Source organism: Streptomyces sp. NPDC060184 (assembly GCF_042728795.1).
GTDB lineage: Bacteria > Actinomycetota > Actinomycetes > Streptomycetales > Streptomycetaceae > Streptomyces.
This window is the reverse complement of record NZ_JBHWYX010000081.1, coordinates 1-15408: the sequence shown is the minus strand read 5'-3', so window position 1 is coordinate 15408 and position 15408 is coordinate 1. Positions and strand designations below refer to the sequence as shown.

The 15408-nt window shown below is 71.5% G+C and carries 11 protein-coding genes; 9 read left to right on the top strand and 2 right to left on the bottom strand.

All coding sequences use genetic code 11. The features are described from left to right. Positions 1-128: 128 nt before the first annotated feature. Together ACFWEE_RS31975 and ACFWEE_RS31970 are read right to left on the bottom strand one after the other, a co-directional pair. Positions 129-1373 carry a hypothetical protein gene (locus ACFWEE_RS31975; RefSeq protein ID WP_386894640.1) on the bottom strand — a complete coding sequence of 415 codons (1245 nt, stop codon included), beginning with the start codon at positions 1371-1373 and terminating at the stop codon, positions 129-131. A gap of 79 nt (positions 1374-1452) precedes the next feature. Beyond that, a complete protein-coding gene (locus tag ACFWEE_RS31970; RefSeq protein ID WP_386894638.1) occupies positions 1453-3114 on the bottom strand; it encodes an endo-1,3-beta-xylanase in 1662 nt (553 codons plus the stop codon). A 347-nt stretch (positions 3115-3461) separates the two neighbouring features. Between ACFWEE_RS31970 and ACFWEE_RS31965 the strand changes: the two genes are divergently transcribed. From ACFWEE_RS31965 to trxA, 9 genes are all read left to right on the top strand, one after another. After that, positions 3462-4742, top strand: a complete 1281-nt coding sequence (locus ACFWEE_RS31965; protein ID WP_386894636.1) for an extracellular solute-binding protein — start codon at positions 3462-3464, stop codon at positions 4740-4742. A 211-nt stretch (positions 4743-4953) separates the two neighbouring features. Next, positions 4954-5913 (top strand): carbohydrate ABC transporter permease, encoded by a 960-nt coding sequence (locus ACFWEE_RS31960; protein ID WP_386894634.1) that lies wholly within the window; start codon positions 4954-4956, stop codon positions 5911-5913. Between the two features lie 21 nt (positions 5914-5934). Further along, positions 5935-6849: a carbohydrate ABC transporter permease gene (locus ACFWEE_RS31955; RefSeq protein ID WP_386894632.1), complete on the top strand. Its 915-nt coding sequence runs from the start codon at positions 5935-5937 to the stop codon at positions 6847-6849. A gap of 38 nt (positions 6850-6887) precedes the next feature. After that, positions 6888-8603, top strand: a complete 1716-nt coding sequence (locus ACFWEE_RS31950; protein WP_386894630.1) for a glycoside hydrolase family 43 protein — start codon at positions 6888-6890, stop codon at positions 8601-8603. Positions 8604-8689: 86 nt separating this feature from the next. Continuing rightward, on the top strand, positions 8690-9736 hold the full coding sequence (locus ACFWEE_RS31945; RefSeq protein ID WP_386894628.1) for a LacI family DNA-binding transcriptional regulator: 1047 nt from the start codon (positions 8690-8692) through the stop codon (positions 9734-9736). Between the two features lie 318 nt (positions 9737-10054). Next, a complete protein-coding gene (locus tag ACFWEE_RS31940) occupies positions 10055-13315 on the top strand; it encodes a penicillin acylase family protein (protein ID WP_386894626.1) in 3261 nt (1086 codons plus the stop codon). Between the two features lie 132 nt (positions 13316-13447). Then, a complete protein-coding gene (locus ACFWEE_RS31935) occupies positions 13448-14143 on the top strand; it encodes an alpha/beta fold hydrolase (RefSeq protein WP_386894624.1) in 696 nt (231 codons plus the stop codon). Between the two features lie 57 nt (positions 14144-14200). Beyond that, positions 14201-14605: a MerR family transcriptional regulator gene (locus tag ACFWEE_RS31930; protein ID WP_328719350.1), complete on the top strand. Its 405-nt coding sequence runs from the start codon at positions 14201-14203 to the stop codon at positions 14603-14605. Between the two features lie 3 nt (positions 14606-14608). Next, the gene (gene trxA, locus ACFWEE_RS31925) at positions 14609-14950 is read left to right on the top strand and encodes a thioredoxin (protein WP_386894622.1); all 342 of its coding nucleotides are present in this window, start codon (positions 14609-14611) and stop codon (positions 14948-14950) included. Positions 14951-15408: the final 458 nt, after the last annotated feature.

Genomic DNA, 15408 nt, shown 5'->3' with positions numbered 1-15408 from the left:
CAGGTGCGGGCGTTCCCGGTTCAGGCTCGACCGTCGCCGTCGCCGTCGCCGTCGCCGTCGCCGTCGCCGTCGCCGTCGCCGTCGCCGTCGCCGTCGCCGTCGCCGTCGCCGTCGCCGTCGCGGCCCGGTCAGCGGCAGCGGGCGGTGAACCCGTTCGCGGCGAGACCCTGGCAGAAGGAGGCCTTGGCCGCTCCGTAACGCGACAGCCGCCCGTCCACGAACCACGTCGTGTCGGGAGCGAAGTCGAAGCTGCCGTCGTCGATGCCGTCCCAGCCGTAGCGGAAGTCCAGGTCGATGTAGGACACCGACCGGATCACGCCACGGAGGTCGTACTCGCCGGGGAGGTTGGGAATGGGGCCCCGGTAGTTCATGAGGGAGAAGAGGCGCTTGACCCACAGGTCGCCCCGCTGCTGCTCCAGCCCGTCGGGCGCGCCGCCGTCGGCGGTGAAGTTCATCATCCCCGCCTCGGAGAGGATCACCGGCTTGCCGTGGTCCTTGGCGAACTTCACCAGCTTGAGCACGTTGGCGTCGTGGTCGAAGGTGCGCCACACGGCGGCCGGGTTGCCGTTGGAGTCCGTGCCGATGTAGGCGTTGCGGCACTGGGTGGTGCCGGTGTCGTAGTTCTGCGGCGGGGTCCCGTTGTAGAGGTAGCCCCGGTCGTAGATCGGCAGGCACAGCTCGTGGGCGAAGACGGAGACGCCCATCCAGTCGACGGCGTCACCGGGGTACATGGCCTCGAATTCGCCCCGTACCGGGTGGAAGACGTACTCCAGGTTGTGCGCCGTCGACCGGCTGTCCAGGTAGGACGCCAGCCGGTTGAAGGCGTTCTTGTACGAGGAGCAGCTCGCGTCGGTGCAGTGGTAGTAGCTGCTGACCTCGTAGTCGAGGCGCAGCTTGAAGCGCGCCCTGGGGTGCGCTTCGGTGAAGGCGATCAGCCGGTCCAGGGCGGCGGTGTGGCCGCCTGCCGCGATCTCGGCGGTCACGGCTCGGGAGCGGGCCGCCTTCGCCGCCTCGTCGCCACCGGTGAAGCCGGGCGGATTGTCCTTCCAGCTGATGCCGACCTGGACGGTCTTGCCCTGGTCGGCGAGGAGCGTCGCGAAGTCGCGGTGGGCGGCGTTCACCCAGTCGCCGCTGCGCAGTTCGTAGTAGACGGAGCCGCCGTCGGCGTTCTGGCCGAAGCTGTTGAAGTCGTCCCAGGCCGCGCGGGTCGACTGTCCGATCAGCAGTTCCGGGGGCCCGGTGGCGGCGGTGGCCGCCGGGGCACTGTCCGCCTGCGCGGTGGCGGCGGTCGTGCCGGACAGGGCCAGCAGTCCCGCGACGACCGTGGCGGCGAAGGACCGCAGCGCGGTCTTCGGACGGGGAGAGAGGCGCACGGTGAGGTCTCCTCGGGGTGAGGGCGGGCCCCGGGTACCGCCGCGGTGGCCGCTGCGAAACCCGGGGGGACCGCGGAGGTCAGGAGGTCCAGGTGAAGACGGGGGTGGTCAGCTGGCTGGTCCGGTCACTGGGCTGGTAGTTGAAGGAGTAGGCGAGGGTGCTTCCGGCCGGGACCTGCACAGGGAGCTCCCACCGCTGGTCGGTGCCGTCCCAGGTGAGGAAGTAGTTCTGGGGCGAACCGCCGTTGAGCCGGTACTGCACGGTGACGAAGGTCGCCCGGAAGCCGTTCGGGGCGAACCAGACCGTCCCGCCCGCCACTCCCTGCGTGTACGAGGCGTCTCCCGGCGCGGTGGGAGTGGGGGTGGGGGTCGGTGTGGTGGGACTCGGCGTGGGGGTGGGTGTCGCCGTGGGCGTCGGGGTGGGCGTGGGCGAGGGGCCGGGGCCGGACGCGCCGTTCGTCCAGACCGGCTTCCGGATTTCGGTGAGGAAGTTGGCGAGCACGGTCGGGTCGGCCTGGACCCGGGAGTCGCCCCAGTTGCCGTTGGCGCAGCCCGGACCGCCCGCCTGCGCGCCCGCCGCGCACTGCCACTGGGTCTGCGCGTCCCAGTTCGTGTTGATGTACGCGGCGGCGCGGACGACGTCCTTGTTGCGCTCGACCCAGTCGAAGTACCCGGCGTGCCAGCCGTCCCAGATGGCCTGGCCACTGCTGGCCGCGGGGCTGTTGCGGAAGATGCAGCTGCTGGTCTTCGCCCCGGTCCGGGAGCCCTGCGGAGCGGCTTCCGCCACCATCACGGGCTTGCCGTGTCCCCGCGCGAAGTTGAGTACCCGGTCCTGCAGCGCGACCGGATCGGTGTCGTGCGAGCCGCAGCCCCACTGGGTCTGCACCGAGCGGGAGTTGTAGAACGAGGACAGTCCGACCCAGTCCACGTAGGCGTCACCCGGGTACCAGGCGTCCAGGTGGCCGGGGTCGGTGACGACGTAGTTCCACTCGGGGTGGTCAGTGTTGGTGTTGACCGGCCAGGCCGCGCTCTGCCACACGGTGGCGACCCGGGTGGCGCCGAGGGCGTCGATGCGGCCCTTGATGTAGCGGAACGCCTCTTTGTAGTAGTCCGCGTTGTAGCAGTTCCAGGGGCCGTCGTACTCGTAGCCGATGCGCAGGAGGACGTCCCGGTCGTAGCCCTTGAGCTTCTTGATCATCTCGTCGGCCTTGGCCCGGTACTGGGTGATCAGGCTGGGGTTCCCCGCGGTGACGTCGGCGTCGGAGCGGCCGATGAGGGCGCGCAGCGGCTGGTTGCCGCAGCCGGAGGTGGCGTCGGAGAGGTAGAGCCCCACGGCCACGGTGGCCCCCGGGTACTGCTGCAGTGTCTTGGCGAAGTCGACGGTTCCGGCTCCCCAGTCGACCGGGCCGTTCATGCCGGCGAGGGGTGCGGGTGAGCCGCCGAGCACCAGGTTGGTGTAGAGGGTGACGCCTCCGGGTGCGGGCGCGTTCAGCGAGGGCTTGTCCAGCACGGCGGTGCGGTAGTCCGAGAGTGTGTCGCTGTCCTGGCCGAGGACCATCATCACCTTCCCGTCGGCCGGAACACCGCGTCCCGCGACGGAGGCCGCCGCGGCGGCCCCGTCCGCCGCCGTTCCCGCCTCCGCGGTCGTCGGAAGCCCTGTCAGGGCGAGGAGGGCGGCGCAGGCGGCGACGGCCGCGCCTATGGCCGTGGAGGCGCGTCCACGTGGTCGGGCGAGGGGCATGGGTGTCTCCGGGTCCGTGCGGGGGGCGGGGGTGGGCCGGCCGACGGGACGTCAGGCGGCGATCGCATCGTGGGGGGCGTCGGACCCGCGGTCAAGCATTCGCGAAAATTTCGTAAGTTCCAGCAGGTCACTCGGGTCGACGTTACGAAATATCTGCGGCCCAACCATGGCCCGGGCTCAATCGACGCAGGTAGAAGCAGTTTTACGACGGCCCTGAGGTCGGAGCTGTCGAGCTGGGCGATCGGTCACCGACAGAAGAATCTAAGTTTCGCGAAACTATTGACATTGATTTCGTCGGCGGCGACCTTGGTGCCACTCATCCCGCACCCCTCTCCCGGAGGACCACCATGGGCCGTACGCGTGCCCGTAGAACCGTCGTCGCGCTCGCCGCCTCCTGCGCGCTGCTGTCCCTGTCCGCCTGCGGCGCGGACTCCGGCGAAGCCGACGGCAAGACCACCCTGACCGTCGCCACCTTCAGCGACTTCGGGTACAAACCCCTCATCAAGGAGTACGAGCGCACCCACCCCGACATCGTCGTCAAGGAGCGCATCTCCCAGTTCGACCAGCACCACAACCAGCTCTCCACCCAGATCGCCTCCGGCAGCGGGGCCGCCGACGTCGTCGCGATCGAGGAGGGCTACCTCCCCAAGTTCCGCGCGGTGAAGGACAAGTTCGTCAACCTCGCCGACTACGGCGCGATGAAGCGCAAGAGCGAGTACCTGGGCTGGAAGTGGGAGCAGGGCACCCTCGGCACCGACGACTTCGTGATGGGCTACGGCACCGACGTCGGCAGCCTCGCCATCTGCTACCGCAAGGACCTCTTCGCCCAGGCGGGACTGCCCACCGACCGCACCGAGGTCGGGAAGCTCTGGCCCACCTGGGACGACTACTTCGCCACCGGCGACACGTTCCGCGCCAAGGTGAAGGACAAGGCCTGGTTCGACAGCTCCGGCAACATCTTCACCGCGATGATGAACCAGACGGAGTTCGGGTTCTTCGACGCCGACGACCAGTACATCGGGGACTCGAACCCGAAGGTCCACGCCTTCTTCTCGGCGACCGCCAAGGCCACCGCCGACAAGCAGTCCGCGAACCTCCAGCCCTTCAGCCAGCAGTGGAACGCCGGCATCAAGCTCGGCCGGATGGCGACCATGACCTGCCCCGCGTGGATGACCGGGCAGATCAAGACCGCCGCGGGCGAGGCCAACGCCGGCAAGTGGGACATCGCGGCCGTGCCGGGCGGCGGCGGCAACTGGGGCGGCTCCTTCCTCACCGTGCCCCGCCAGAGCAAGCACGTGAAGGAGGCCGCCGAACTCGCGGACTTCCTGACCTCGGCCGCGTCCCAGAAGGAGATCTTCACCGGGCCGGTGGGCGCACTGCCCTCCCTCGTCACCGTCCTCGACGACCCGCAGGTCCAGGGCGCGAAGCAGGAGTACTTCAACGACGCCCCGACCGGCGAGCTGTTCGCCGCGTCGGCCAAGAGCCTCAAGCCCAACTACCGCGGTACCAAGGACCAGCAGGCCCGCATCCCGTTCGGCAACGCCCTGCAGCTGGTCGAACAGGGCAAGGCGAGCCCGGACGAGGCCTGGGACAAGGCCCTGGACGAGGCGGCCAAGAACATCCGCTGACCCGCCGGGGCGGCGGTCGCACGCCGCCGCCCCGCCGCGCCGTACCCGCCCCGCGGCGCACGCCGCCGCCCTGCCCCGCCGTACCCGCCCCGCGGCGCTGCACCCCGCCGCCGCCCCGCCCCGCCCCGCCGCGCCGCTCGGCGCAGACGTCCCTCTCGGCCCGGACAGTTCCCGGCCCGCCCGGACCTCCTCCTCGCTTCGGAGAACCAGCATGGCGCTCCCGACCGCCGCCCCGCCCGCCCCGCCCACCCCGGCCGCACCGTCCCGCACCGGGCGCAGGCTGCTGCCCGAACGGCATCTGCTGCCCTACCTGTTCATCGCCCCCTTCTTCGTCGTCTTCGGCGTCTTCGGCCTCTACCCCCTGCTCCAGACGTTCTGGGTCTCCCTGCACGACTGGGACCGCCTGTCCGGAGCGGGCCGCTTCGTCGGCCTGGACAACTTCAGCCGGCTGCTGGCCGATTCCGACTTCTACACCGCCGTCTTCAACACCCTCTCCATCTTCGTGCTGTCCACGGGGCCCCAGCTCGTCGCCGCACTCGGCCTGGCCTGGCTCCTGGACCGCCACCTCCGCGCGAAGAGCGTGTGGCGGGCGCTGGTGCTCGTACCGCAGTACGTCTCGGTGGTCGCCGTCGCCCTCGTCTTCTCCCAGCTCTTCGGACGCGATTTCGGCATCGTGAACTGGGCGCTCGAAGGCGTGGGCCTGATCAGTGACCCCGTCGACTGGACGGCCGACACCTGGAGTTCCCACATCGCCATCAGCTTCATGGTCATGTGGCGGTGGACCGGCTACAACGCCCTGATCTTCCTGGCCGCCATGCAGGCCGTCCCCCGCGACCTCTACGAGTCCGCCCAGATCGACGGCGCCTCCCGCTTCCTGACCTTCCGCAAGGTCACCCTGCCCGCCATCCGGCCCACCGTGGTGTTCACCGTGGTCATCTCGACCATCGGCGGCCTCCAGCTCTTCGCCGAACCCTTCCTCTTCGACCAGCAGGGCAACGCGGAGGGCGGCGCCGAGCACCAGTTCCAGACGCTGACGCTGATGCTCTACAAGTACGGCTTCATCAACAACGACGCCGGATACGCGTCAGCCGTCTCCTGGGTCCTCTTCCTCCTCATCGCGATCATCGCCGCGGTGAACTTCCTGCTCGCCCGCCGCAACTCCCGCGCCTGACCCGGTCACCAGGAGATTCCCATGGCCGTCACCACTCCGCCCCGGGCCACCGCCCCGCCCCGCCGCGAGCCCCGCCGCCGTGCGCCACGCACCGTCCCCCGGCGGGGGCCAGGCCGCCTCGACAAGGCCGGACCCCTTGCCTACGCCATCCTGGCCGCGATCACCGCCGCCTCCGTCTTCCCCCTCTACTGGAGCTTCGTCGTGGCCTCGCACGACGACAACTCCGTGCTCGCCGGCTCGACCCCCTCGCTCGTCCCCGGCGGTCACCTGATCGAGAACATCCAGCGGGTCTTCGAGCTGTCCGCCTTCTGGCAGGCGCTCGGCAACTCCCTGATCGTGGCCGGCACGACCGCCGTCAGCAACGTCCTGCTCTCCTCGCTGGCCGGGTTCGCGTTCGCCAAACTCCGCTTCCCCGGACGCGACGCGCTGCTCGTCTGCGTGGTGGTCACCGTCATGGTCCCCACCCAACTGGGCATCATCCCGCTCTACATGCTCGTCACCGACATGGGCCTGTACGGCAAGCTCTCCGCGCTGATCGTCCCCGCGCTCGTCTCCGCCGTCGGGGTGTTCTGGATGCGGCAGGCCGTCGAGGAGAACATCCCCGACGAGCTGATCGAGGCCGCCCGGATGGACGGCGCCGGACTGCTGCGCACCTACTGGTACGTCGTCGTCCCGGGCGTGCGCACCACCGCGACCGTGCTCGGGATGTTCACCTTCATGTTCGCCTGGAACGACTACTTCTGGCCGCTGATCGCCCTGCCGCCGGAGAACGGGACCGTGCAGATCGCGCTCAACCAGCTCGCCGCCGGCTACTACACCGACTACACCCTGATGCTCGCCGGCGTCGTGGTCTCCGTGCTGCCCGTCCTCGTCGTCTTCACCGCCCTGGCCCGCCGGATCGTCTCCGGCGTGATGGCCGGGGCCGTCAAGGGATGAGCCCCCGCCGGTTCCGCCCCACCGTCCCGAGGAGACTCATGACCGCCGCCGCGAAGACCACCCCCGACCAGGAACGGCCCACCGGCCGTCCCCCCACCGCCGGAACGATTCTCAACCCGGTGCTGACCGGGTTCCACCCCGACCCTTCGGTCCTGCGGGTCGGGGACGACTACTACATCGCCACCTCCACCTTCGAGTGGCTGCCGGGGGTGACCGTCCACCACTCCCGGGACCTCGTGCACTGGCGTCCGCTCGGCGGCCTCCTGAGGGAGGCGAGGCTCGTCGACCTCAACGGCAGACCCGACTCCGGCGGGGTGTGGGCGCCCTGCCTGTCGTACACGGACGGGCTGTTCCACCTGGTCTACAGCGACGTCACCAACCTGTCGGGCGCCTTCAAGGACCTGCGCAACCTCGTGGTCACCGCGCCCACGCTCGACGGTCCCTGGTCCGACCCCGCCCCGTTTCCGTCGCACGGGTTCGACCCCTCCCTCTTCCACGACGACGGACCGGACGGCGACGGCCGCAGCTGGGCCCTGTGGATGGAGTGGGACCACCGGCCGGGAAGGCACCCCTTCGCCGGAATCCTGCTCCAGGAGTGGGACCGCGGCGCGCGCCGGGTCACCGGACCGACGCACCGCGTCTTCACCGGCACGGCGCTCGCGCACACCGAAGGACCGCACCTCTACCGCAGGGACGGCTGGTACTACCTGATGACCGCCGAGGGCGGCACCTCCTGGTCGCACGCCGTCACCGTCGCCCGGTCCGCCTCGCTCACCGGACCGTACGAGGCCGATCCCGCGGGGCCGCTCCTCACCTCGGCCGGTGACGAAGGGCTGGAGCTGCAGAAGGCCGGACACGGCAGCCTGGTCGCCACACCCGGGGACGAGTGGTACCTCGCGCACCTGGTGGCCCGGCCGCTGACCCCGCGCGGCAGTTGTGTCATGGGCCGGGAGACCGCCCTGCAGCGCATCCGGTGGACCGCCGACGGATGGCCCCGGCTCGACGGGCCGCCGGGCCGCAAGGACGGCCCGGCGCCGAGATCCGCCGTGCCGGGCCCCGCCCTGGCGCCCGCGCCGGTCCCCCCGCCGCCGGCCCGCGACGACTTCGACGGGCCGGCCCTCGGCCCGGTCTGGTCGACGCTCCGGCGGCACCCCGGCCCCGACTGGCTGAGCCTCACCGAACGCCCCGGACACCTGCGGCTGCGCGGCGGCCAGTCCCTGGGCTCCACCCATGGCCCCAGCATGGTCGCCCGGCGCCAGCAGTCCACCGCCTTCCACTTCGCCACCCTGCTCGAAGCGGACCCCCGCTCGCCCCGGCAGATGGCGGGCCTGGTCCACTACTACAACTCGCAGCTGTGGCACTACGCGCACCTGACCTGGGACGAGGACCTCGGCCGGGTGCTGCGGCTCGGGGTCTGCGAGCACGGCCGGTACGCGGAGCCCGCGGACCCCGTCGCGGTCCCCGACGGACCCGTCCGTCTCGGGCTCCGGGGCGACGGGGACCGGGGCGCGTTCGCGTGGCGGTCCGAGGACGGGGAACCGTGGCAGCCACTCGGCCCCGCCCTCGACGTCAGCAGGCTCTCCGACGAGAGCGCGACCCGGGGGGACCCGGCCACCGGCCACTTCACCGCGTGGGGATTCACCGGGGCGTTCGTCGGGCTGTGCGCGCAGGACCTCACCGGCGCCGGGACGAAAGCCGACTTCGCGTGGGCGGAATACCGCGAGACCGGCGCGTCCCGGCGCAGGGGCGCGTGAGCGCGACGCGCCGCTCGTGGGAGACTCGGGCGTCACCCTTCCCACGGCTGCGGAGCACGGAAGGACCAGCGGAACGGACGGACCGGATGGCAGCGGAGAACCCCGAGAACCCGGGGAGAATCACTCTCGCCGCCGTGGCGGAGGCGGCGGGGGTGTCCGTCTCCACCGTGTCGAAGGTCCTCAACGGCCGCTCCGACATCTCGGCGGACACCAAGGAACGCGTCGAGGCGGTGGTCGGACGCCTCGGCTACGAGCGGCGGCCGACCCGTAAGCGCGGCGCCGTCGTCGACCTCGTCCTCAACGAGCTCGACAGCCTCTGGTCGGTGGAGATCATCCGGGGCGTCGACGAAGTACTCCACCAGGCCGGCGCCAGCATGGTCCTGTCCGCCGTGCACGGGCGCAGCTCCGCCACCCGCGAATGGATCGACCAGCTCGCCGCCCGCCGCAGCGACGGCGCGATCCTCGTCGTCTCCGACCTCACCCCGCAGCAGCGGCGCCGACTGGCCGCGCTCGACGTCCCCTTCGTCCTGCTCGACCCGGTCGGCAACATCGACGCCCTGGTCCCCACCGTGGGGGCGACCAACTGGGCCGGAGCGGTGAGCGCCACCGAACACCTCATCGGCCTCGGCCACACCCGCATCGCGCACCTCGCGGGACCCCGGCAGGTCCTGTGCAGCAGGGCGCGCGCCGACGGCTTCCGCGCGGCGATGGAACAGGCCGAGCTTCCCGTACCCGAACACTGGGTTCCCGCAGGGGAGTTCAACGACACCTCGGGCCGTGCGGAGGCGGCGAGGCTGCTCGACGCCGCACAAGCGGCGGGAGAGGCGCCGCCCACGGCGTTCTTCGCCGCCAGCGACCTGCAGGCGCTCGGCGCCTTCGAGGAACTGCGGGCCCGGGGACTGGCGATCCCCGCCGACGTCAGTGTCGTCGGCTTCGACGACCTGCCCGTGGCCCGCTGGACGCACCCCGCGCTCACGACCGTACGCCAGCCCCTGCAGGACATGGCGTCGATGGCGGCCACCACCCTGCTGAAGACCGTCGACGGCCAGCACGTGGACACCCTGCGCGTGGAGCTGGCCACGCGACTGGTCGTCCGGGGGAGCGCGACGGCACCGCCCGCCCCTTCCCGCTGAAAGGCCGTCCCGGTCGCCGGAGCCCTCCGGCCCCGGGACGGCACCCCGCTCCCCGCCCGGCAGGTGTGCGTACCCGGCCGGTGGAACGCGACCCGCCCGGTCGCCCGGCGGCGCACGCTCGTTCCGGCACGGCTCGGGCGATCTCCGGCCGTGTGATCAAGTCCCGCGTGTGAAGCGGATGTTGCAGGTTTCTGGCAGCCGGTGCACGAGCCTTACGGCCGGTGCCCCGCGAGGGCTAGCGTGCGCACGCACCGGGCTCCCGCCGGTGCTTCCCCCCGGAGCCGTACGGCCCCCGAAACCCCGGATCGAGAGCCTCCGTTGAATCCTGCCAAGCGCCTCCTGGGGCGCGCGCGCCGGGCCAGACCCCGTGCCGCCGTCGTCTCCCTCCTCGCCGCCGGAGCGCTGCTCGGCGGCGCCCTGGCCGCCGCCCCCACGGCCGCCGCGACCTCCGACCCGCTGCCCGCGGCGGGCGACCCCTGCCAGGGGCAGTGCCTGGACATCCTCACCGCGGGGCAGAACGGCCACGCCACCCTGGCCGGCATCCTGCTGCACCAGACGATCGGGACCCGGCCGGCGCACTCGGCCGACCAGATCGAGAAGTACGACAACCTGCTGCACGACTACTCCGGGCTCACCCCCGACCAGTTGGCGAACTACTTCAACGACGCCTCCTTCGGCGTACCGTCCGGGCAGACCGAGTCCACCCTCACTCCGCGCGGGGGCGTCACCATCACCCGGGACAAGGCCACCGGGACCCCGCACATCAAGGGCACCACCCGCTCCGACACCGAATTCGGCGCCGGTTACGCGGCGGGCCAGGACCGGCTGTGGCTGATGGACATCCTGCGCCACGTCGGGCGCGGGCAGCTGTCCTCGTTCGCGGGCGGCGCGGCGGGCAACCGGGCGCTGGAGGAGAGCCTCTGGGCCGTCGCCCCGTACACCGAGGCCGACCTCCGCGCCCAGCTCGACCGGGTCGCGGCCTCCGGTGCGCGCGGCGCCCAGGCCGTGCAGGACATCAACGACTACGTGGCGGGCATCAACGCCTTCATCGACGCCGACCTGGCCGCCAACAACTACCCGGGCGAGTACGAGCTCACCGGCCACGGCAAGAACATCGCCGACTTCACCGCCACCGACACCGTCGCCATCGCCTCGGTGGTCGGCGCCATCTTCGGCAGCGGGGGCGGCGGCGAGGTGGAGAACGCGCTCGCCGAACTCGCCCTCCAGCAGCAGTACGGCACCACCGCGGGCTCCGCCGCCTACCGGGCCTGGCGCGCGCAGAACGACACCGAGGCCACCACCACCCTGCACACCGGCAGCTTCCCGTACGCCACCACCCCTGCCGCCCCGGTCGGTACGGCGACGCCCGACACCGGCACCGTGACCGCCTACCCGCACGCGGTCAACGGCACCGGCACCGGCGCGACGGCAGCCACGGCCACCACCGCGAGCACGGCTGCCGCCACCTCCACCACCGCGAAGACGGCTGCCGCCACCGGCGAGGGCGTCCTGCCCGCCGACCTCATCACCGGCGAACACGGCATGTCCAACGCCCTGGTGGTCTCCGGCGACCACACCGCCTCCGGCCACCCGATCGCCGTCTTCGGCCCGCAGACCGGCTACTACGCGCCCCAGCTCCTCATGGTCCAGGAGCTGGACGGCCCGGGCCTGCGCTCGCGCGGCGCCTCCTTCCCGGGCATCAGCTTCTACGTGGAGATCGGCCGGGGCGTCGACTACTCCTGGAGCGCCACCTCGGCCAACCAGGACATCACCGACACCTTCGCCGTCGAGCTCTGCGAGCCCACGGGCGCCACCCCCACCACCGCCTCCCGCTCCTACCTGCTGCGCGGGGTCTGCACCCCCTTCGAGAAGCTGACCGCCCACAACTCCTGGGCGCCCACCACCGCCGACTCCACCGCCGCCGGCTCCTACGACCTGGAGACGCTCCGGTCCGCGTACGGCCTGGTCACGCACGTCGGCAAGAGCGGCGGCAAGCCGGTGGCGTACACCGCGCTGCGCTCCACCTACCAGCACGAGCTGGACTCGGTGATCGGCTTCCAGCAGTTCAACGACCCCTCCGCCATCACCTCGGCCACCGCCTTCCAGACCGCCGCCCAGGACGTCGGATACACCTTCAACTGGTTCTACGCGGACGCCCACCACACCGCGTACTACAACTCCGGCGTCAACCCGGTACGCGCCGCGGGCACCGACCCCGACAAGCCGATCTGGGCCAGGCCCGCCTACGAGTGGCAGGGCTGGAACCCGACGCTCAACACCTCGGCGGTCACCCCGCCCGCCCAGCACCCCGACTCCGTCGACCAGGACTACTACGTCAGCTGGAACAACAAGCAGGCGGCCGGGTTCACCTCCGGCTGGGGCAACGGCGCCGTGCACCGGGCCGACCTGCTGGACAGCCGGGTCTCCGCCCTCGTCGCCGCGGGCGGCGTGACCCGCGCCCAGCTGGTGAAGGCGATGGAGGACGCCGCCGCCACCGACCTGCGGGCCGAGGAGGTGCTGCCCGAGATCCTCCGGGTCATCGACACCGCCGCCGTGACCGACCCCGCCCTCTCGGCCACCGTCGAGCAGCTGCGCGCCTGGGCCGCCTCGGGCTCCGAGCGCCGCGAGCCGTCCAAGGGCGCGGGCACGTACGACCGGGCCACCGCGATCCGGGTGCTGGACGCCTGGTGGCCGCTGCTGGTGGAAGGGGTCTTCAAGCCGCAGCTGGGCAACGCCGCCTACCAGGCGCTCACCGCCGTCGCGCCCATCAACGAGTCGCCGTCCGGCGGACAGAACGGCTCCGGCGCCGTCGGCACCGGCATCGCCGCCGCCCAGGCCCACAAGGGCTCCTCCTTCCAGCACGGCTGGTGGAGCTACCTCGACAAGGACCTGCGCGCCGTGCTCGGCAACGCGGTCGCCTCGCCCCTGGACCGTACGTACTGCGGTACCGGCACCGTCGCGTCCTGCCGGAACGTCCTGCTGACCACCCTGGCGACCGCCGCGGCCGTCCCGGCGGCCACCGTCTACCCGGCGGATGCGTCCTGCTCCGCCGGTGACCAGGTCTGCGCCGACTCCATCGTGCACCGGGCCATGGGCGGCATCACCGTGCCCCGGATCGCCTGGCAGAACCGCCCCACCTACCAGCAGGTGGTGGAGTTCCCGGCCACCCGGTCGGACAGCCTCACCAACCTCGCCACCGGCGCCAAGGCCACCGCCTCCGACTACCAGAACGCGGTAGTGGTCGCCTACCCGCCCAAGCAGGCCGTCGACGGGGACCGGTCCACCCGCTGGGCCAGCAAGACCGTCGACACCGCCTGGATCACCGTCGACCTCGGCGCGGTGCGGCGGGTCGGCCGGACCGCGCTGGACTGGTCCGACCAGTACGCGGTGAAGTACACCGTCGAGGTCTCCTCGGACAACGCCACCTGGACGACGGTGCACACCACCACCGCCGGTTCCGGCGGCACCGAGAACCGCTCCTTCACCCCGGTGGACGCCCGGTACGTGCGCATCACCGGGCTGGTCAGGGGCACCGACAACCGGTACTCGCTGAACGAGATCGGGATCTACGCCCAGTGATGGGAGTTCCCACGCGGTGATCCCCGCCGATGCCCGGGGCGTACTCCACCACCGTGGAGTACGCCCCGGGCATCCGGTGTCCTCCGGCGTCGGCACGTGGCCCTTGTCGGTGCCGCCCGCTACGGTGCCAGGATGACGAACTACGTACTGGTGGCGGGAGCTTGGCTCGGCGGCCGGGCATGGGACGAGGTGGCCGAAGAGCTGCGCGGGGGCGGCCACACCGCTCATCCGGTGACCCTCTCCGGACTCGCGGAGAAGCGTGACGCACCGGCGGGGCAGCGGACGCACGTGCGGGACGTCGTGGACGCGGTCGAACACGCCGCCCTGACCGACGTGGTGCTCGTCGGCCACAGCTACGCGGGCATTCCCGTGGGCCAAGCCGCCGCGCTCCTCGGGGACCGGCTCGCGCACGTGGTGTTCGTGGACTCCGAAGTACCCGCCGACGGAAAGGCGTTCGTCGCCACGTCCTGGGGCGGGAGCGTGGAAGCCGCGATCGCCGAGCACGGCGGCTCCTGGCCCCCGCCGCCCGCCGAGGAGTTCGGGGGGCAGGACCTCACCGACGCGCAGATCGGCCGGCTCCTCGACGGCGCGACCCCCCACCCCGGGGCCACCCTCACCGAGCCCGCCGTACTCACCCGCCCGCTCGGCGAACTGCCCGCCACGTACGTCAAGTGCCTGCTCGACGGCCCGGAGCCCAACGACGCCGTGGTCGAGCTGCTGAAGAGCGACCGCTGGCGGCTGGTGGAGATGGAGACCGGTCACTGGCCGATGTTCTCGCAGCCGCGCGAACTGGCCCGCATCCTGGCGGAGGTACCCGCCCCCTCCTGAACGGCTCCCTGATCGGCCTCTTGCCTTGACGTCGGCGTCAAGGACTACGGTCGGGCCATGCGAATCGGTGAGCTGGCCGAACGGGCCGGAACGACGACGCGGACACTGCGCTACTACGAGTCGCGCGGTCTGCTGAGAGCGCGACGGTCCGAGAACGGCTACCGCACGTACGACGAGAGCGACCTCAGGCAGCTCCGCCAGATCCGGACCCTCCAGGACTTCGGGTTCGACCTGGAGGAGACCCGGCCGTTCGTGGAGTGTCTGCGGGCAGGGCACCCGGCGGGTGACGCCTGCCCCGCGTCGCTCGCCGTCTACCGGCGGAAGCTCGACGAGCTGGACGCGCTGATCGCACAGCTGCAGACCGTACGGACCGAGGTCGGCGCACAGCTCGCCCGCGCCGAGGTCGAGGTGGCCGCCGGACTACCCGGCGGCCCCGAACCCCGCTGTGAACTGGGAGGATGACAGATGATCCATGCAGAAGGCGTCGCCGAGGTGACCGACGCGACCTTCGACGGCCAGGTACTCGGCGCCGGACTGCCGGTCCTGGTGGAGTTCACCGCCGACTGGTGCGGTCCCTGCCGCCAGCTCGCCCCGGTGCTCAGCGAGATCGCCCGGGAAGAGGCCGACCGGATCAAGATCGTGCAGATCGACGTCGACCACAACCCCGGCGTCGCCGCCCGCTACGGCGTGCTCTCCATGCCGACCCTGATGGTCTTCCGCGACGGCGAACCGGTGAAGTCGATGGTGGGCGCCCGCCCCAAGCGCCGCCTCCTCCAGGAACTGGAGGACGTGCACGCGCCGGTGTGAACCGTGGGCCCGGGAGGTGTGCCGGGGCCGACCCGCCGACGAGCGGCCGGCCCGTCGACGGGCACACCTCGTCGAAGACCACAACACCGTCCGGCGCGACGCGCGGCTGATCCGGTACGGGCCGTACGTACGCGGCGCGAACCCGGGGTTGACAGTACGACCGCCCCTGAGTAATGTCCTCCGAGCTGTCCGACGTGAGCGCCGACCCCGGTCGGTCCCCGGAGAGCCATTCCGCACCATCATTCAAGAAGGCCCGACTTTCTGTCGTGTGCCTTTGCGTGTGCTTGTGTGAAATGAGGATCGCGTGTTCGCAAGAACAGCCCCGATTGGCTTCGGGGCCCGGCAGTCCGCTAATGTCTCACTCGTCGGAAGGGCCCGCAACGGCCCGGAGGACAAGCCCGCTGACTGGGAATCAGGCCCGAAAGGATCTGATAGAGTCGGACTCGCCGGAAAGGGAA